9 protein-coding genes, 3 tRNA genes and 2 rRNA genes are annotated in these 18476 nt (G+C 60.4%); 13 read left to right on the top strand and 1 reads right to left on the bottom strand.

Annotation, left to right across the window (positions count from 1 at the left end):
* Positions 1–226: 226 nt before the first annotated feature.
* The 5 genes from GEV05_02245 to GEV05_02225 all read left to right on the top strand — a co-directional run bounded on the left by GEV05_02245 (position 227) and on the right by GEV05_02225 (position 5527).
* Positions 227–991 (top strand): PEP-CTERM sorting domain-containing protein, encoded by a 765-nt coding sequence (locus GEV05_02245; protein MPZ42220.1) that lies wholly within the window; start codon positions 227–229, stop codon positions 989–991.
* Positions 992–1335: 344 nt separating this feature from the next.
* Positions 1336–2853, top strand: coding sequence for a hypothetical protein (locus GEV05_02240; protein MPZ42219.1), 1518 nt, complete (start codon positions 1336–1338; stop codon positions 2851–2853).
* A gap of 110 nt (positions 2854–2963) precedes the next feature.
* On the top strand, positions 2964–3773 hold the full coding sequence (locus tag GEV05_02235; GenBank protein MPZ42218.1) for a segregation/condensation protein A: 810 nt from the start codon (positions 2964–2966) through the stop codon (positions 3771–3773).
* 56 nt (positions 3774–3829) lie between these two features.
* A complete protein-coding gene (gene scpB, locus GEV05_02230) occupies positions 3830–4582 on the top strand; it encodes an SMC-Scp complex subunit ScpB (protein ID MPZ42217.1) in 753 nt (250 codons plus the stop codon).
* Between the two features lie 9 nt (positions 4583–4591).
* Complete coding sequence (locus GEV05_02225) at positions 4592–5527, top strand: glyoxylate/hydroxypyruvate reductase A (protein MPZ42216.1); 936 nt, start codon at positions 4592–4594, stop codon at positions 5525–5527.
* A gap of 16 nt (positions 5528–5543) precedes the next feature.
* Here GEV05_02225 and sat read toward each other — a convergent pair whose 3' ends face one another.
* Complete coding sequence (sat, locus tag GEV05_02220) at positions 5544–6755, bottom strand: sulfate adenylyltransferase (protein ID MPZ42215.1); 1212 nt, start codon at positions 6753–6755, stop codon at positions 5544–5546.
* 214 nt (positions 6756–6969) lie between these two features.
* Here sat and GEV05_02215 point away from each other — a divergent pair, with 214 nt between their 5' ends.
* From GEV05_02215 to GEV05_02180, 8 genes are all read left to right on the top strand, one after another.
* Entirely contained in the window at positions 6970–8400 is a 1431-nt protein-coding gene (locus tag GEV05_02215; protein MPZ42214.1) for a hypothetical protein, read from the top strand.
* Positions 8397–9680 carry an efflux RND transporter periplasmic adaptor subunit gene (locus tag GEV05_02210; protein MPZ42213.1) on the top strand — a complete coding sequence of 428 codons (1284 nt, stop codon included), beginning with the start codon at positions 8397–8399 and terminating at the stop codon, positions 9678–9680. The genes GEV05_02215 and GEV05_02210 overlap by 4 nt, the downstream gene beginning before the upstream one ends.
* Positions 9677–12775, top strand: coding sequence for an acriflavine resistance protein B (locus GEV05_02205; protein MPZ42212.1), 3099 nt, complete (start codon positions 9677–9679; stop codon positions 12773–12775). Before GEV05_02210 ends, GEV05_02205 begins: the two co-directional genes overlap by 4 nt.
* Positions 12776–12957: 182 nt before the next feature.
* Positions 12958–13034: transfer RNA gene (locus GEV05_02200), tRNA-Met, on the top strand.
* Positions 13035–13306: 272 nt separating this feature from the next.
* A 16S ribosomal RNA gene (locus GEV05_02195) occupies positions 13307–14850 on the top strand.
* A gap of 133 nt (positions 14851–14983) precedes the next feature.
* Positions 14984–15060 (top strand) — tRNA-Ile (locus tag GEV05_02190).
* 8 nt (positions 15061–15068) lie between these two features.
* Positions 15069–15144, top strand: a tRNA-Ala gene (locus GEV05_02185).
* Positions 15145–15427: 283 nt separating this feature from the next.
* Positions 15428–18476, top strand: a 23S ribosomal RNA gene (locus tag GEV05_02180); the annotation flags it as partial.

Genomic DNA, 18476 nt, shown 5'->3' with positions numbered 1-18476 from the left:
ATTACTGACAGACAGCGGCCAGTCTCGGTGTGTCGAGTTTTTTTACAAACATTTATCGCGGAAGGACCGCTCTTACTCGCACGCCTTGTTGTCTTGAGACAACTTGTTCTAAAACAATATCTTGTATGATTGCGACCAATTTGGTGTGGAAGTTGCTTATTGACGTGCAGATCGGATAGTTCAGCGGGTAAGCTGGCCGCTTGCACCACATATTTTGGATGCTCAAATGAAAAACACGGCTGCGTGCGTAGTGCTTGGCCTAGGCTTGCTTTCGGCAGGCGGGATGGCGTCAGCAATTCAATACTCATGGAACCTTAACACTACAGGCACCAGTGGGCTGGGGGATTCCCTGAACTTCGGCAGCAGTCCAACTGGTAAAACGCTCAAGGTGTATGCGTTCGAGACAGACTATTCCGATGGGAGTGGTAAGCTGGAAGATGCCCGGGTCGTTGCAGATGGCTCTTGGGGTCTCGGGGTTCGGGGTAGCGGCGAGTCCGACTGGCCCGACAACTATACGCTGGACAACTCGGGTAAGGATCAAGTACTCGTTTTTGATTCGCAGATGGCTAATTTTGATTGGAGTTCGCTCGATCTTGGCTACATCTACTCCGGAGATAAATTGACATATTGGGCCGGCGATGGGGGCACAGGGTTTGATGTCGGTGATTTCAATGATTTCTGCCTGAGGTCAACGTGTTCCAGTGGCACGGTGTTGGGGGCGGCGGGCAGCGGCTTTACTTCATCGACTGTCCTGGGGTTAGCATCCTCGATGAGTCTCACAGGCAATAATTCCGGGCGCTACCTGGTTGTCTCGGGCCAATTACCGTCCAGCAATGGTTTTGAAAAATTCAAGGTCAGCTCGGCAGGCGGATACGGGCAGGCACCTGAGCCGCAATCGCTGGCTCTCATTGGGATCGGCCTGCTTGCAATGCTCGGCCTGCGGCGTCGGTCATCCATTACGAGAGGCCGTACCGAGCCGACGCCTGCTTGATCCACTCGATACTCGATGAACAAACGCCAGCCTTGCGCTGGCGTTTGTCGTTGATACGCCGCCACGCAAGGTTCAAGTATCGAGCAACGCCTGCGAACCGTGGCGGCTTGACTTCTGCTCCGCGATCAAGCTCATCGGGACTGAGCCGCTATAGCCCATGGGCTGTCGGCCGCTTGCTGCTCCGCCGGTTCAGTTCCTTGAGACGCCTACTGTACGGTTGTTCGGCACGCGGCGCTATCGCGATGCCAAGGGCATTCCGTGACGTCCTGTTGGGTGCTTGCTGTGTATGGGAAGCGCGAATTCTTCTGCTATAGGCTTCACGGTCGGTACGAGCATGACACGCAATGAAATCCGTGGCATCTGAGAGTTCGTTGCCAAAGCGCCACGCGCAAGCTGCCTGGGCCGACCCGCGTGCATGGCGTCTGCTGCCCCTCGAGACCTATCCAGCGGCGGTGGCCTTCGTCCAGACGATCCCCGGCAAGCTGACTCTGTTCGCCGTTTTCGCGGCGTTCATGAAACTGCACGCGATCGAAGGCTGGGTCGCAGGTCGAGCGACATGGCTGATTCTCACCGTGGTCGCCGCCGTGGTTTCGGTCGCGGGGCGCTACCGATACTACGTCCTGCTTGTCGGTGCGGGGATACTGCTGGCGCGCAATCCGACCTGGTTAGACTTTGATGCAGTCGAGACGGTGCTGAGGCAGGAATATCTGTACGGCATCTTCCATCTCGGTACGCTGCGAGCCGCCACGCTGATCGCCTGCGTTCCGCTCGCCATTCTGCTCATCTACCTCGCGCGCTGTTTTCGGAATCATCCGCTTGGGCGTGCTCCAGTCCTCGTGCAACACGTCGTCTACGCCTGTCTCCTCGGGCTGGCGACCTCGGGCGTGCTCGAGGATTATGTGCAGGTTGCAACGTGGAGTTTGTTGGCGACGTTTTCTGCGTACTTCTGGTATCTGGCGTACGCGCTCATCGACCAGCGACGCAGGGAGCCGGCGCCCATGGTGCTTCATCTGGCCACCTTCAATCCCTTCGCTTGGCCAACCCTCGTTCCCATGGGCAAAGGAGCTGCCAATTGGCGCAGCCTGGAGGCTACGACACCAGAAGAACTGGCAGTGACTCAGTTGAAGGCGGTCAAGCTGTTGGTGTGGGCGCTGCTGCTCAGCGGCATTCTTTCGGCTTTTCGCTGGTCGGTGTATGTAGAGCTCGGTATCCCGGAGCTCAAGGTTGCCTTCGATCACTTCCTGCAGGGGAAGTATGCGCCGACACCGTTCTCACTCGTCAGCGTGCTTGCGAGCCTGCCGGAGCGCTTGCTGCTCATTGCGATCATGGGCCACATCATCATCGCAACGGCCCGGCTTGCCGGATTCAGGCTCTTGCGCAATACCTATCGCCCGCTGTCCTCGCGTACCATCGCCGAGTTCTGGAACCGGTACGTGTATTACTTCAAAGAGATACTGGTCCACGTCTATTTTTATCCGACCTTCTTGCGGTGCTTCAAGCGCCATCCGAGGCTGCGAATCGCCTTTGCCACGTTGATGGCTGCCGGGATCGGCAACTTCCTGTTTCACTTTCTCATGCAGACACCGTCCATTGCCAAGTACGGGTTTGTCGAAGCCGTGGTCCGTATGCAGACCTACGCTTTCTATTGTCTGCTGTTGTCCGCCGGCATCATCGTCTCCCAGCTTCGTGCGCGCAGGCCTGCGCCGGACGCGGGGTGGTTGCGCTACCAGTTCTTTCCTTCGTTGGGCGTTGCTGCATTCTTCTGTTTCCTGTCGTTCTTCGATGGACCTCAGCGCCACGTGAGCTTGGCGCAACACTTCGAGTTCCTGGCGCTTTCGTTCGGGATTGCACATCTGTTCTGAGACAGTCCGAACTGAAGACGCGCCGCCTGAGAAATCCGGCCAGGTCGAGCCCTCCCGGCTTGAAACGTGTCGCGGTCCTGCGAGCTCGAACATGAAGTAAAATTTCGCGCATGACTGCGCACGCCGAGGTTGCCCCCATCGCCCGAATCCACGGCGAGCCGATCCTCGCAGTTCCCGAGGATCTCTACATCCCCCCCGACGCGCTCGAGGTCTTTCTGGAGACCTTCGAGGGACCGCTCGACCTGCTGCTCTACCTCATACGCAAGAACAATCTGGACGTGCTCGATATCCAGATGGCGAAGCTCACGGCGCAATATCTCGTCTACGTCGATATGATGCGGGCCAATCAGCTCGAGCTCGCGGCCGAGTATCTGCTCATGGCGGCCGTGCTGATCGAGATCAAGTCGCGGCTGCTGCTGCCGAAGCCGAAAGCCGCGCAGGACGAGGCGGCCGATCCGCGAGCCGAGCTGGTTCGGCGCCTGATGGAATACGAGAGAATCAAGCTCGCCGCGCAGAAGCTCAACGAGTTGCCGCAAGCCGGGCGCGATTTCCAGCTCGTGCAGGTCTGGATCGAAAACGTCTCGCCGCAGCGCCTGGCGCAGGTGAGGCCCGAGGATCTGCGCGAGGCGTGGCTCGGCATCGTTGCGCGTGCGAAAATCACCCAGCACCACAGGATCACGCGCGAACAGCTTTCGGTCAGGGAACGTATGACCCGGGTGCTGCGTGCGCTTCGCGGCGCCCAGTTCGTCGCATTCGAATCGCTGTTCGATGCAGCCGCGGGGTTGGGCGAACTGGTGGTCACCTTGCTTGCCATCCTGGAGCTTGCTCGCGAGGGGCTGGTGGACGTGACGCAACAGGAGGCCTACTCGCCGATCTACGTGCGTCTCACGGGAGACGGCAACGAGTTGGAGGCTGCTTGAATAGCTTGGATTTCATCCCAGAGCAATCACCCGCCGAGCCCCCGGACGAGACGGGGCTGGACATCGACCGGGCCAAGAACGTTCTCGAAACGGCGCTGTTGACGGCGCAAGAGCCCATATCGGTCAACGAGCTGCGCCGGCTCTTCGACCAGGATCTCGGCGCCGAGACCTTGCGCCGCCTGCTCGAAGACATCCGTCTGCAATGGGCAGGTCGGGGCGTGGAGCTGGTGAGCGTGGCAAGCGGCTGGCGCTTTCGGGCCAAGCCCGAGATGCAGGGTTTTCTCGATCGCCTGAACCCGCAGAAGCCGCCCAGGTACTCCCGGGCCGTGCTGGAAACGCTGGCGATCATCGCCTATCGGCAGCCGGTCACGCGCGGCGATATCGAGGAAGTGCGCGGGGTCGTGGTATCGACCAACATCGTCAAGGCGCTCGAGGCGCGTGGCTGGATCGAAGTGATCGGGCACCGCGAGGTGCCGGGACGTCCCGCCCTCTATGCCACGACCCGGCAGTTCCTGGACGACCTTTGCTTGCGATCGCTGGAGGAGCTGCCCGCGCTGGAGGATCTGGGGGCGCTGGTCGAAAGCGCTCCGGCTTCGGAACGGGCTCTGCGTGACGAACGTTCAGCCAGCGCCGGAGAGGGCATGATGTCGGCGGAAGCCGATTTGCCTGGCGAACATGCCGATGCGGCGGCCAAGCCGGACGCAGCAGGATCGGACACTCAGGCGGATGTCATCCCGGACACTGGAGCAACCAGCACCCAGGCGGATGCCATCCCGGACGCGCGAGCGAACCAGCCCGTGCGCGGATAGAACGGGGCAATGGGCGCGGTCTTGCTGGTTACACCGCGCAGCGATGAGGCAGCCGAGTGGGGTCGCCTGCTGCGTGAGCGTATTGCGGGCGTTGACTTTCGAATCCATCCCGAAGGGGGGAACCCCGCCGACGTCGATGTCGTCCTGGCGTGGAAACCGCCGCACGGGCTGCTGGCAACGTTCCCGCGGCTCGAGCTGATCTGTTCGCTCGGCATGGGCGTCGATCACCTGCTATCGGATCCCGATCTGCCGCGCGCCGTACCGATCGCGCGTCTGGTCGACCGCAACATGATCGAGCAGATGAGCGAATACGCGCTCTATGCGGTCCTGCATTTCCACCGCCGCTTCGATGTTTACGAGCGCTTTCAGCTCGAGCGGCGCTGGCAGGAACTGCCGCTCCCGCACACGGGGTCGCGACGGGTCGGGGTCATGGGCCTGGGTGCCAACGGCGCGGATTGCGCGCGCAAGCTGGCGGCGCTGGGCTTCAACGTGCTCGGCTGGAGCCGCACCCCAAAGCATATGGCGGGCGTCGAGTGCCTGCATGGCGCCGACGACCTGCCGCGCTTTCTCCGCGAAACCGAAATACTGGTCGTCGCCTTGCCGCAGACAGCGGCCACGGCGGGGATACTGAACGCGCGCACGCTGTCCTTGCTGCCGCGCGGCTGCTACGTCGTCAATATGGCCCGGGGCGGGCTCGTTGTCGAAGCGGATTTGCTGCAGGCGTTGGATAGCGGCCAGGTCGCGGGCGCTTTCCTCGACGTGACCGAGCAAGAGCCCTTGCCGGCCGACCATCCGCTCTGGATCCATCCCAACGTGCGCTTGACCCCGCACATCGCCGGGCTTACCAATCCGCAGACTGCGATCGAGCCCATCGCGGAAAATATCCGCCGGCTGCGAGACGGACAGCCGTTGCTCGATCTGATCGACATCGGCCGGGGGTATTGACCGAGGGTTACACGGGTCAGCGTGCCGAGTGACCCGTCAGCTTCACTTCGACCTTTTCGTCCAGTCCGGAGTAATACTCGCGCAGGACGTCCAGGACCTCGGGCCGGCTGAACTCGGCCGGGACCGGCGCGCCCTCGGAAAGCATCTTGCGAAGCTTCGTGCCGGATAGCAGCAGTCGGTCTTCGGGTGCATGCGGGCAGGTGCGGTCCGAGGCCATGCCGCCGCATTGATAGCACCAGAACGTCCAGTCGATTTTCAAGGGCTTCGTTTCCAGCGCACCCTGCGGGATTTGGTCGAAGATGCGATGCGCGTCGAACGGACCGTAGTAGCTGCCGACCCCGGCGTGGTCGCGGCCGAGAATCTGGTAGGCGCAGCCGTAGTTCTGCCGGAATAGCGCGTGCAACAGTGCTTCTCGTGGACCCGCGTAGCGCATGTCGAGCGGATAGCCCGATTGCAGCACGGTATCGGCCACGAAATACTTGTCGAGCAAAGTGCCGATCGCGCGCGTACGCACTTCGGCCGGGATGTCCCCCGGCTTGAGATTGCCCAGGAGCGAATGAACCAGCACGCCGTCGCAGATTTCGATTGCGATCTTGGCCAGATACTCATGCGAACGGTGCATCGGATTGCGTGTCTGGAAGGCGGCGACCGTCGACCAGCCCTTGCTTTCGAAGGCGGCGCGGGTCTGCGCCGGGGTCATGAAAAGCCCCGGGTAGCGTTGTGCAAAACCGCCGTCGGAAAGCACTCGCACCGGACCGGCGAGGTTCACCTCCGCCTGGTCCATGACCATACGCACGCCCGGGTGCTCGCAATCCTCGGTGCGAAAGACGCTGCGGCATTCGAACACCTTGTCGATGGGATACTTCTCGGTCACGGTCATGGTGGCCATGATTTCGTCGCTGGAGGCGTCCGCCAGCGCGATGTCAGCGCCCTCGCTGAACGCTCCAGCATGCGCACGGGAGGTGGACAGCGTGATCGGGATCGGCCAGAACAAGCCGTTTTCCAGGCACATGTCCCGGCAGACGCTGCGCCAATCGGCCGATGTCATGAAGCCCTCGAGCGGGGTGAAACCCCCGATGCCCAGCATGATGAGGTCGCCCCGCTCCCGCGAGCTCACCGGCATCCGGGGAAGCGATTGCGCACGCCGGTACTCCTCATGCAGCGTGTTGCCATGCAACAACCGCGGCAGCAAGTCGGCGCCGCCATGAGGGTGTGGTAATGCGTTCAAGGCTCTGTAAACCTCCTCTTTCAATCCACTCCGTCGCAGGGTAGCATTCTGCCGCGCTCGCAAAGATTTGGAATATTTATTGCTCCATAAGTGCTCCATAAGCCGCGCCGGCCGATGCGTACAAATCAGGGTGGGGCTGGCACCCGGCATCCCGTAACCGTAGTCGCCGACAACTGACAACCGGATCAGTGGTCGTCTTGCACCTGTCGAAAATATGCGCGAACGTCGCCGTACGCGGTCAACCGCACTTATACTGACCGCGCTGTCTTTGCTGTTGGCGCCGCTCGCCATGGCAAGCGACGATCCTTACCGCACCGAAAGTCTCACTCCCCCGGACCATCGTTCCCGCTGGATTCCCGCCAATACAGTCGATCCACCGACGCCCGTGCTCGAGGCCGTGCCCAGTAGCTCCGAAGCGCTCACCCTCGCGCAGTTGACGGACTTGGCATTGCGCAACAATCCGCGCACGAGGCAGGCATGGGCGAATGCGCGGTTCGAAGCCGCGCAGTACGGCATCGCAAAATCCGCACTGATGCCGCAGGTGGATCTGGTGCTGAATGCAAGCAGGGCGCGCGCGATATCGAACACCAGCGGGGTTGCAACGCCCGAACAGAATCGATATGGACCGAGCGTCAGCTTGTCGTATGTGCTGTACGACTTCGGCGCGCGGCAAGCGGAGGTGGAAGCACAAGCGTACCGCGTGCTCGCTGCGAACCTCACGCAGAACCGCGTTCTGCAAGAGGTCGTGTTCCAGGTCGAACAGGCGTACTTCCGACTGCTGGGCGTCGAGCAGTTGGTGCGCACCGGCAACCAGGTACTCAAGAGCATGGAAGCGACCCTGGACGCGGCGCGCCGCCGCCAGCAAGCGGGCCTCGCCACCATCGGCGACGTGTTCCGTTCCGAGACTGCGGTCGCGCAGGCGATTCTGAATCTGCGTCGAGCCGAGGGCGAAGTCGCCAAGGCCCGCGGGCAGATCGCGATTGCATGCGGTGTGCCGGTGACGACGCCGCTGCGCATTCAGCCTTTGCCCAACCAGCTCGCCGGCGCCCAGATGAAGGAAACCCTCGAGAGCATGCTGAAGAAAGCGAGCGCCAGTCGGCCGGACATGGCGGCCGCCGAGAGCCGGGTGCGGGCAGCCCGGGCGGGTGTGACCGCTGCCGCGAGCGCCGGCATGCCGAGCGTCGAACTGCGGCTGGAAGCCGCCCGCCAGTACTACACCGACGAGCGGCCGTTCGCCTACGGCAATTTGATCGGCTTCAACGTCCGGATTCCGTTGTTCGACGGCTGGCGTGACGACTATGCGGTGCGCCGTGCTAGAGCGCAGGTGAAGCAAGCCGAGGCCGCGCGCGATCTGCTCTACACCCAGACCGAGCTGGACGTCTGGCAAGCCTATTACGACCTGCAAACGGCGACCAGCGGCATCGCGGCGACCAAGGCGCTGGTGCAGGGCGCCACCCAGTCAGCGTCCGTGGCGGCTGCGCGTTATCAGCTCGGTGTCGGCAGCTTGCTCGATCTGCTTACAGCGCAAGCAGACGAGACGAATGCGCTCGTGCAGCAGATTCAATCGCATCTCGACTGGTATACCGCCCTGGCGCGACTCAATTTCGCGCTCGGTGCATCGGGCCACTTTGGGACTACTCCGTGAAACCGTTCTGGATCGTGTTCGTTGTCCTGGTCGCTGCCGCAGGCGGCGGCTATTACTGGTGGAATCACCAGGCAGCTGCCAAGTCCCAGGGCACCGAGGCCAGCGAAAAAGCGGAAGGCAAAGCCAAGGGAAGGAAGGGCCGTGGCGGGCCGGTGAGCGTGCGCACCATAACGCCCAAGCGCCAACCGATGCCGGTGCTGATCGATGCCGTCGGCACCGTCGAGTCGCAGCATAGCGTTGCTGTCCACCCGCAAGTGAGCGGCGTGCTGACCGCCGTCCGCTTCAAGGAAGGCGACTACGTGAAGAAGGGGCAGGTGCTGTTCGAGATCGACCCGCGTCCGATGCGGGCCGCGGTCGAGCAGTCGCAGGCAGCGGTGCGGCGCGACGAAGCGCAGCTTGCGCAAGCGCGAGCCCAGGAAGAACGCCTGCGCTCGCTGGTGGACAAGGATTATATTACCCGCCAGGAATACGATGTCGCAGCCACCTCCGCCAAATCCCTGGAGGCAACGGTGAACGCCAATCGAGCCGCGCTCGATCAGGCGCAGCTGCACCTGGCCTATTCGCGTATCGTCGCGCCGATTTCCGGGCGCACCGGAAGCCTGGGCGTGCGGGCCGGAAACTTGGTGAGCGCGGGCACCGGCGGCTCGCCCCTGGTCGTGATCAACAGTACCCGGCCGATCCTGGTTGCCATCCCGGTACCGCAACGCCATCTCGATGACGTACGCAAACAATGGGGCTCCCTCGATCTCAAAGTGGAGATCGCCGCGGATCGTGGCGAGCAAACCCTGGTCGAGGGAAGGCTGATATTCATCGACAATGCGGTCAACCCGGCGACCGGAACGATTCTTCTCAAGGCCGAAGTGCCGAACGAAAAAGAGCAGTTGTGGCCCGGGCAATTTCTCGCGGCGCGCATCGTGTTGCGTATCGAGCCGGATGCGATGGTATTGCCCGAGGGCGCCATACAGCCCGGCCAGGAAGGTCCGTTCGTGTTCGTGGCAGCCGATGGCCGGGCGCGAGTGAAAGACGTGGTGGTCGACCGGCAGATCGGCGAACAGGTCGTCATCGCCCAGGGCTTGGAGGGTAACGAGCGGATCATCATCGAAGTTCCGCCGACACTGGCCGCGAACTCTCCGGTCGTGCTGGCGGGCGAGAGCGGCAGAGGCAAGGGCAAAGGGAAAGGGAAAGGCAAGGTCAACGCAGAGTCCGCGCCGGCCGGGGCGCCATCGGGCGCGAGTGAACCCGCCACGCAGGAGGCTGCAAAGACGGAGGAGAGGCAATGAACGTCTCCCGCATCTTCATCGAACGGCCGGTTGCAACCAGCGTCCTTTTCGTTTGCGTGCTGTTCTTCGGCTGGCTCGGGTTCAACAGGCTGCCGGTCAACGACCTGCCGAACGTCGACTTCCCGACCATCACCGTGACAACCCGCTTGCCTGGTGCGAGCCCAGAGGTCATGGCCAATTCGGTTGCGCAACCGCTCGAGCGGGAGCTCTCGCGCATCGCCGGCGTGGACGAGATGACGTCGTCCTCGATCAGCGGCAATACCCGCATCACGCTGACCTTCTCGCTCGAGCGCGACATCGATTCCGCCGCTCAGGACGTTCAGACGGCGATCTCCCAGGCCATCCGGCGTCTGCCGGGGGACCTGCCCGAGCCGCCGGCGCTGCGCAAAGTGAATCCGTCCGACTTTTCGGTTCTGACGCTGGCGCTGTCCGCCCAGCATGTGCCGATGCAGAAGCTGGACGAGTTCGCCGACGTGCATATCGCTCAGCGCTTTTCCTCGGTCAACGGGGTCGCGCAGGTGCTCGTGTTCGGCTCGCAGAAATACGCCGTGCGCCTGTTCGTCGACCCGAATGCGCTGGCCACGCGAGGGCTCGGCCTCGACAAGGTCGTGGCAGCCGTTCAGAGCGCCAACTCCAACCTGCCATCCGGCTCCTTGCAGGGCAAGGCGCGCACCTACACGGTCAAGTCCGACGGAAAACTGCAGCGGGCCGCCGATTTCAATCCCCTCATCATCGCCTACAAGGACGGCAAGCCGGTGCGCTTCTCCGACATCGGCCGCGCAGTCGACGGGGTCGAGAACGACAAGATCCGCAGCTGGTACAACGGGGACCGGGCGCTCATCCTCGGCACCTACCGCCAGCCCGGATCGAATACCGTCGAGGTCGTGTCGAAGCTGCGCGAGATGATCCCGGAGATCGAGCGCGAATTGCCGGCGGGCGCGACGCTGCGGGTGCTTAACGATCGATCCGAGTTCATTCGCGATTCGATCCACGAGGTGAATTTCACGCTGCTGCTCTCGATGGTCCTGGTCGTGCTGGTGATTCTGGGCTTTTTGCGCAACCTGCGCGCGACCATCGTGACCGCCCTTATTCTGCCCGCATCGGTGATCGGAACGTTCGGCGTCATGCTCCTGCTCGGCTACAGCCTCAACAACCTGTCGTTGATGGCGATCACGCTGTCGGTCGGCTTCGTGGTCGACGACGCCATCGTGGTACTGGAGAACATCACCCGGCACATGGAAATGGGCAAGGACCGGATGCAGGCGGCCCTCGATGGCTCGCGCGAAATCGCTTCGACCATCGTGACCATGACCGTTTCGTTATCCGCGGTCTTTCTGCCGATCCTGTTCATGGAAGGTATGGTCGGGCGGCTGTTCCAGGAATTCGCGGTTACCGTTGGCGCGGCGGTTTTGATCTCCGGGGTCGTATCGCTGACGGTGACTCCGATGATGGCGAGCATCCTGCTGCGCCAGCAGCATAGCCACGGCAGGCTTTTCAATTGGTCCGAGCGGATGTTCGATGCGGTCCGGGACGGCTATGCATCGAGCCTGCGCTGGATGCTGGGCTACCAGGGCCTGGTTCTGCTCGCTTCGCTCGGCGTACTGGTCGCGATGGGATGGCTCTATCAGGAAGTCGCGAAGGGATTTATCCCGCGCCAGGATACCGGTGTCATCTTTGCAAATACCCGCGCTCGCGAGGGCGTCACCTTCAACGACATGATTCGCCACCAGCAGGCGGTCGCGGCAGTCATCCAGCGCAACGAGAACGTCGAGGCAGTGATGTCCACGGCGGGCCAGGGCACCGGCGGCGTCGTAGGAGAGAATGTCGGGCGCTTCATCGTTCGCCTGAAACCCCGCAGCGAGCGCAATGCCACTGCGGACGAGGTCATCCAGCAGATTCGGCGCGATGCGGCAGGTCTGCAGGGCGTGCGCGTCTTTCTTTCCAATCCGCCTGCGATTCGTCTCGGCGGCTCACTCTCGACCGGAGACTACCAGTTCGTACTTTCGGGTACCGAGCTTAAGGAGCTGTACCGGCCGGCAGAAGAGCTCGAAGCCCAGTTGCGGGCATTGCCCCTGATCACCGACGTCGCGAGCAACCTGGAGTTGCGCAATCCCGAGATACACGTGCGGATCCTTCGCGATCGCGCCTCCGCGCTCGGCATCAGCTCGCAGCAGATCGAGCTGGCGCTGTTCAATGCCTTCGGCGGCCGCCAGGTAAGTACGCTGTACGGTGCGACGGACCAGTTCGAAGTCCGCCTCGAGCTCGACCGCCGCTATCAGTCCGACATCAACGCCATGGAGACCCTGTTCGTGCAAAGCTCCACCGGTGCGATGGTACCGCTCTCCGCCGTTGCCGAGGTTCGCAGCGGCGTCGGACCGGTATCGGTCGCGCACCTGGGGCAGATGCCTTCGGTGATTCTTTCGTTCAATATTGCGGCCGGCGTTTCGGTGGGAGACGCGGTCGCGCGCGTGCAGCAGATTGCCGCCGAAACTCTACCTCCTGGAATTTCCACCACGTTCACGGGAAGCGCCAAGGCGTTCGAAGAGGCGTTCCGCACGCTACCCGTGCTGCTGCTCGTCACGGTGATTTTGATCTACATGATTCTGGCGATCCTGTACGAGCACTATGGTCACCCGTTCACCATCCTGACTGCTCTGCCGTTTGCCGGTTTCGGGGCGCTCGCAACGCTGCTGCTCTTCAATGAAGAGCTCAATATCTTCAGCTTCGTCGGCATCATCCTGCTGATCGGGCTGGTGAAGAAGAACGGCATCATGATGATCGACTTCGCGTTGCAGATTCAGCGCGAGCAAGGTGTGAAACCCGTGGATGCCATCGTCGAGGCGTGCCGCGTTCGCTTCCGTCCTATCATGATGACCACGATGGCCGCGATCCTGGGAACGCTGCCGATCGCACTCGGCTATGGGGCGGGCGCCGAAACGCGGCGACCACTCGGTATCGCGGTCGTCGGTGGGTTGGTGTTCTCGCAGTTTCTGACGCTCTATGTGACGCCGGTCTTTTACGTGGCGCTCGAGCGCATGGTGGGCTTCTTCCGCCGGCAGAAGTCCCCGCCCGTGGGCGATGTTGCCGGTTCTTAGATCCGGGACTCGGCGCGTGTGAGCGATCGGGACCGGTCGTTGCGGCGCGAGCAAAGACACCGCGATCGGGCGCATCGATCGCCGCTTCGTAGCGTCAAGGACGATAGTGTGTTCAGACGCTGCTAACGAGCCTGAACCATTGACCCGCGATGGGGCCGTTGCTAAACTTCGTGGCTCTGTGACGCGGGGTGGAGCAGTCCGGTAGCTCGTCGGGCTCATAACCCGAAGGTCGCAGGTTCAAATCCTGCCCCCGCTACCAAGCCTTGCGGCTTAAGTTCTTCGAAAAAATCCTGTGAAAGGCTTGCACAGGTCCTGATGGGCCGCTACAATCGCGGTCTTTCCTGGTTCCGGGCAACAGCAAGCGGAACCGCTCTTTAAAAACCTAACAGCCGATAGATGTGGGCGCCTGTTTTGCGGCGACCCGAGGCTCGGATTCGTCCAGGCTTCGGATTAGCTTCAAGAAATATGCGCTCGCATCGCTTCCCGCCGTGTCCTCACGGGTGCGGCGGGAGCAGTAATGTGAGCGTACTCGATTAAACTGAAGAGTTTGATCCTGGCTCAGATTGAACGCTGGCGGCATGCTTTACACATGCAAGTCGAACGGCAGCACGGGGGCAACCCTGGTGGCGAGTGGCGAACGGGTGAGTAATGCATCGGAACGTGCCCAGTAGTGGGGGATAACACATCGAAAGATGTGCTAATACCGCATACGCACTACGGTGGAAAGCGGGGGATCGTAAGACCTCGCGCTATTGGAGCGGCCGATGTCCGATTAGCTAGTTGGTAGGGTAATGGCCTACCAAGGCAACGATCGGTAGCTGGTCTGAGAGGATGATCAGCCACACTGGGACTGAGACACGGCCCAGACTCCTACGGGAGGCAGCAGTGGGGAATTTTGGACAATGGGCGCAAGCCTGATCCAGCCATGCCGCGTGAGTGAAGAAGGCCTTCGGGTTGTAAAGCTCTTTCGGCCGGAACGAAATCGTCCGGGCTAATACCCAGGACGGATGACGGTACCGGAAGAAGAAGCACCGGCTAACTACGTGCCAGCAGCCGCGGTAATACGTAGGGTGCAGGCGTTAATCGGAATTACTGGGCGTAAAGCGTGCGCAGGCGGCTTCTCAAGTCAGATGTGAAATCCCCGGGCTTAACCTGGGAACTGCGTTTGAAACTGGGAGGCTAGAGTGCGGCAGAGGGGGGTGGAATTCCACGTGTAGCAGTGAAATGCGTAGATATGTGGAGGAACACCGATGGCGAAGGCAGCCCCCTGGGCCTGCACTGACGCTCATGCACGAAAGCGTGGGGAGCAAACAGGATTAGATACCCTGGTAGTCCACGCCCTAAACTATGTCGACTAGTTGTTGGGGGAGTCTGTCCCTCAGTAACGTAGCTAACGCGTGAAGTCGACCGCCTGGGGAGTACGGTCGCAAGATTAAAACTCAAAGGAATTGACGGGGACCCGCACAAGCGGTGGATTATGTGGATTAATTCGATGCAACGCGAAGAACCTTACCTACCCTTGACATGCCAGGAATCCCGCAGAGATGTGGGGGTGCCCGAAAGGGAACCTGGACACAGGTGCTGCATGGCTGTCGTCAGCTCGTGTCGTGAGATGTTGGGTTAAGTCCCGCAACGAGCGCAACCCTTGCCATTAGTTGCTACATTCAGTTGGGCACTCTAATGGGACTGCCGGTGACAAACCGGAGGAAGGTGGGGATGACGTCAAGTCCTCATGGCCCTTATGGGTAGGGCTTCACACGTAATACAATGGCGCATACAGAGGGCTGCAACCCCGCGAGGGCGAGCCAATCCCAAAAAGTGCGTCGTAGTCCGGATTGTTCTCTGCAACTCGAGAGCATGAAGTCGGAATCGCTAGTAATCGCGGATCAGCATGTCGCGGTGAATACGTTCCCGGGTCTTGTACACACCGCCCGTCACACCATGGGAGTGGGGTTCACCAGAAGGCGTTAGCCTAACCGCAAGGAGGGCGACGACCACGGTGAGCTTCATGACTGGGGTGAAGTCGTAACAAGGTAGCCGTATCGGAAGGTGCGGCTGGATCACCTCCTTTCTAGAGCGAGCCTGCAGGGCAGGTGTCCACTTCTATCGGCTGTAGGCCAGAGCAGCCCGCTGGTGTTCTCGGGTGGCGCGCCGAGCAATCGTTGCGCCAGTCGCCGCGTTTCTTGGCTGCCACTTCGTTGCTGCACCGGGTCTGTAGCTCAGCTGGTTAGAGCACACGCTTGATAAGCGTGGGGTCGTTGGTTCAAGTCCAACCAGACCCACCACAGATTTCGGGGGTGTAGCTCAGTTGGGAGAGCGCCTGCTTTGCAAGCAGGAGGTCATCGGTTCGATCCCGTTCACCTCCACCATTATTCTGCGCCGTCGTTGCGGCATGCGAATGTGGAACCAGATGATCGGCAGCAGCTCAAAGAGCACCTCGTGTTGCTCTTCGACGTGCTGCCGGGGTTTTCTCGGCTGTTCTTTAAAAATTCGGAAGATACATGTTTGCTCGGGAGATATATCTCGGGCAGACACTGGGTTTGAGATTGCATCGAGGTCGAGCTTTAGTCGGCTCGCGCCTCGATCACCTATGGCACGTATCGATTCGATCGTCCGTCGGCAGTATGGGCGGATCGAGAGAGTCGGCAGGGCTATAGGGTCAAGCGAACAAGTGCATGTGGTGGATGCCTTGGCGATTACAGGCGATGAAGGACGTGGTAGCCTGCGAAAAGCCTCGGGGAGCTGGCAAACGAGCTTTGATCCGAGGATGTCCGAATGGGGAAACCCAACCCGCAAGGGTTACCTGAACCCGAATCCATAGGGTGAATGGGGCAAACCTCCTGAACTGAAACATCTCAGTAGGGAGAGGAACAGAAATCAACCGAGATTCCGAGAGTAGTGGCGAGCGAAATCGGAGCAGCCAGCATCTTTTAGCTGTGTGTCTAGCAGAACGGTCATGGAAAAGCCGGCCATAGTGGGTGATAGCCCCGTATGCGAAAGACGCGCAGTGGAACTAGGGATGCGACAAGTAGGGCGGGACACGTGAAATCCTGTCTGAAGATGGGGGGACCATCCTCCAAGGCTAAATACTCGTAATCGACCGATAGCGCACCAGTACCGTGAGGGAAAGGCGAAAAGAACCCCGGGAGGGGAGTGAAATAGATCCTGAAACCGCATGCATACAAACAGTGGGAGCCCCAGCTCCATGAGCCTTCGGGTTCTTTCGACGAGCGAGCTTGCGCGAAGCGCGAGCCGAGCGAGTCAAAAGAACTTCCCGATGAAATAGATCCGGGGAGTTCTTTCGACGAGCGAGCGCACACGCGAAGCGTGTGGGTGTGCGAGTCAAAAGAACTTTCGATGAAAATAGATCCTGGCCCTTATGGGGCAGGTAATCTGACCCGCGGCGGGTCAGATAGCAACGGTCGATGGGACCGAGCCGGTGACTTCGTTTCGCGTTTTGTGCGAAACGAAAGGCACCCCAGCTCGATGAGCCCATCGAGGGCTCATCGAGCTGGGGTGACTGCGTACCTTTTGTATAATGGGTCAGCGACTTACATTCATCAGCAAGCTTAACCGTCTAGGGTAGGCGCAGCGAAAGCGAGTCCGAACAGGGCGTTTAGTTGGTGGGTGTAGACCCGAAACCGGATGATCTACTCATGGCCAGGATGAAGGCAGGGTAACACCTGCTGGAGGTCCGAACCCACTACTGTTGAAAAAGTAGGGGATGAGCTGTGGGTAGGGGTGAAAGGCCAAACAAATCCGGAAATAGCTGGTTCTCTCCGAAAGCTATTTAGGTAGCGCCTCGCATATCACCTTCGGGGGTAGAGCACTGTTATGGCTAGGGGGCCGTATAGGTCTACCAAACCATTGCAAACTCCGAATACCGAAGAGTGCAAGTGCGGGAGACAGACATCGGGTGCTAACGTCCGGTGTCAAGAGGGAAACAACCCAGACCGCCGATTAAGGTCCCAAAGCACAGTTAAGTGGTAAACGAAGTGGGAAGGCTAAAACAGTCAGGAGGTTGGCTTAGAAGCAGCCATCCTTTAAAGAAAGCGTAATAGCTCACTGATCGAGTCGTCCTGCGCGGAAGATTCAACGGGGCTCAAACTGTGCACCGAAATCGCGGGTGTGAGCAATCCACCTGAAGTCGCTTCAAGCCGCCCAAGCTTGGACGAGGCTAACTTTCGCTAGCGAAAGTTAAGCAGCAGCTTGCTGCTGCGGCCGAGGCCAAAGCCACGCACTCACTGATCGAGCGCGTGGCGCCGGGCGAGACATCAAGGGAGCGACTTCAGGGGATTGCTCACGCGGTAGGAGAGCGTTCCGTAAGCCTGCGAAGGTGGCCTGTAAGGGCTGCTGGAGGTATCGGAAGTGCGAATGCTGACATGAGTAGCGATAAAGAGGGTGAAAAGCCCTCTCGCCGTAAGCCCAAGGTTTCCTGCGCAACGTTCATCGGCGCAGGGTGAGTCGGTCCCTAAGGCGAGGCCGAAAGGCGTAGTCGATGGAAAACAGGTCAATATTCCTGTACCGCAATCAGATGCGATGGGGGGACGAAGAAGGTTAAGCAATCCGGGTGTTGGACGTCCCGGTTCAAGCGTGTAGGTGGATCCGGTAGGCAAATCCGCTGGGTCAACACTGAGGCGTGACGACGAGTGGGGTTTCCCCGCGAAGTTGCCCATACCATGCTTCCAAGAAAATCCTCTAAGCTTCAGTCTGATAGCGACCGTACCGTAATCGGACACACGTGGGCGAGATGAGTATTCTCAGGCGCTTGAGAGAACTCGGGTGAAGGAACTCGGCAAATTAGCACCGTAACTTCGGGAGAAGGTGCGCCTCGATAAGGTGAAGGGCCTCGCGCCCGGAGCTGTAAGAGGCCGCAGTGAAATGGTGGCTGCGACTGTTTAATAAAAACACAGCACTCTGCAAACACGATAAGTGGACGTATAGGGTGTGACGCCTGCCCGGTGCCGGAAGGTTAAGTGATGGGGTGCAAGCTCTTGATCGAAGCCCCGGTAAACGGCGGCCGTAACTATAACGGTCCTAAGGTAGCGAAATTCCTTGTCGGGTAAGTTCCGACCTGCACGAATGGCGTAACGATGGCCACACTGTCTCCACCCGAGACTCAGCGAAGTTGAAATGTTTGCGAAGATGCAATCTCCCCGCTGCTAGACGGAAAGACCCTGTGCACCTTTACTGTAGCTTTACATTGGACTTTGACAAGGTCTGTGTAGGATAGGTGGGAGGCGTTGAGGCGCGGCCGCTAGGTCGCGCGGAGCCAACCTTGAAATACCACCCTGATGTTGTCGAGGTTCTAACCTAGCTCCCTGAACGGGAGCGGGGACCGTGTATGGCAGGCAGTTTGACTGGGGCGGTCTCCTCCTAAAGGGTAACGGAGGAGTGCGAAGGTACGCTTAGCGCGGTCGGCTATCGCGCTGAAAGTGCAATGGCAAAAGCGTGCTTGACTGCGAGACGGACATGTCGAGCAGGTGCGAAAGCAGGTCATAGTGATCCGGTGGTTCTGTATGGAAGGGCCATCGCTCAACGGATAAAAGGTACGCCGGGGATAACAGGCTGATTCCCCCCAAGAGTTCACATCGACGGGGGAGTTTGGCACCTCGATGTCGGCTCATCACATCCTGGGGCTGTAGCCGGTCCCAAGGGTATGGCTGTTCGCCATTTAAAGTGGTACGTGAGCTGGGTTTAA

The sequence above is a fragment of the Betaproteobacteria bacterium genome (assembly GCA_009377585.1).
In the GTDB taxonomy this organism is placed as follows: domain Bacteria; phylum Pseudomonadota; class Gammaproteobacteria; order Burkholderiales; family WYBJ01; genus WYBJ01.
The sequence above is the reverse complement of the archived record's forward strand: the minus strand, read 5'-3'. Positions and strand labels throughout refer to the sequence as shown.

What these genes read in the sequence shown, in the direction of transcription:
- GEV05_02245 (MPZ42220.1), top strand. Translation starts at nt 227, where the DNA reads ATGAAAAACACGGCTGCGTGCGTAGTGCTTGGCCTAGGCTTGCTTTCG.
- GEV05_02240 (MPZ42219.1), top strand. Translation starts at nt 1,336, where the DNA reads ATGAAATCCGTGGCATCTGAGAGTTCGTTGCCAAAGCGCCACGCGCAA.
- GEV05_02235 (MPZ42218.1), top strand. Translation starts at nt 2,964, where the DNA reads ATGACTGCGCACGCCGAGGTTGCCCCCATCGCCCGAATCCACGGCGAG.
- GEV05_02225 (MPZ42216.1), top strand. Translation starts at nt 4,592, where the DNA reads ATGGGCGCGGTCTTGCTGGTTACACCGCGCAGCGATGAGGCAGCCGAG.
- GEV05_02215 (MPZ42214.1), top strand. Translation starts at nt 6,970, where the DNA reads ATGCGCGAACGTCGCCGTACGCGGTCAACCGCACTTATACTGACCGCG.
- GEV05_02205 (MPZ42212.1), top strand. Translation starts at nt 9,677, where the DNA reads ATGAACGTCTCCCGCATCTTCATCGAACGGCCGGTTGCAACCAGCGTC.